This is a genomic window from Polaromonas sp. P1_G2, from assembly GCF_056405515.1.
Genome location: NZ_JBFUBY010000718.1, coordinates 1 through 599, shown reverse-complemented (window position 1 = coordinate 599; position 599 = coordinate 1). Strand labels below are relative to the sequence as shown.

Annotated in this window: 2 protein-coding genes; one reads left to right on the top strand and one right to left on the bottom strand. The window is 61.1% G+C overall.

What is annotated here, in order from left to right; all coding sequences use genetic code 11:
* Positions 1–324 (top strand): GGDEF domain-containing protein (locus AC1D0P_RS27150; RefSeq protein WP_477679567.1); only part of this gene is annotated, 324 nt, incomplete at its 5' end.
* Here AC1D0P_RS27150 and AC1D0P_RS27145 read toward each other — a convergent pair.
* On the bottom strand, positions 311–599 hold a 289-nt coding region (locus AC1D0P_RS27145; RefSeq protein WP_477679566.1), incomplete at its 5' end, for a MazG nucleotide pyrophosphohydrolase domain-containing protein. The genes AC1D0P_RS27150 and AC1D0P_RS27145 overlap by 14 nt on opposite strands.

Below are 599 nucleotides of genomic sequence, written 5' to 3'. Positions count from 1 at the left end.
GTGCTGAAGACGATCGCCGACACGGTTCGGCGCAGCGTGCGCGGCAATGATCACGTCTATCGCTTCGGTGGCGAAGAATTCATTGTGCTGGCCGACGCCACCGGCCATGAGGAGGCGATAGCCATGGCCGAGCGTATGTGCCGCAACATCAGCGATAGCGTTCGTGCGGCCGGCGACGCGAAAGTGTCGGTCAGCATCGGTGTCGCCACAGGGCCAAAGCAGGGCCAGAGCCTGGTCGAACTGATTTCCGCCGCCGACAAGAGCCTCTATCAGGCCAAGGCAGATGGTCGCAATCGAGTGCAGGGCGCATTCACGAGCGGTTAGACGGCTCACTTTTCTTCGCGTCCTGCCAGAGCTCCTCCATCCGTTCGAGACTGGCGTCTTCCAGATTTTCACCAGCCGCCGAGAGGCTCTTCTCGATGTGACCAAAGCGGCGCCGGAACTTGGTGTTTGTGCCCCGCAGCGCCATTTCCGGATCGGCGCCGACATGCCGGCCGATATTGACGGCGGCGAAGATCAGGTCGCCGAGTTCATCGGCGATCTTCGCCTTGTCGTCTGTCGAGATGGCCGCACGGAATTCGGCAATCTCTTCTTCTATC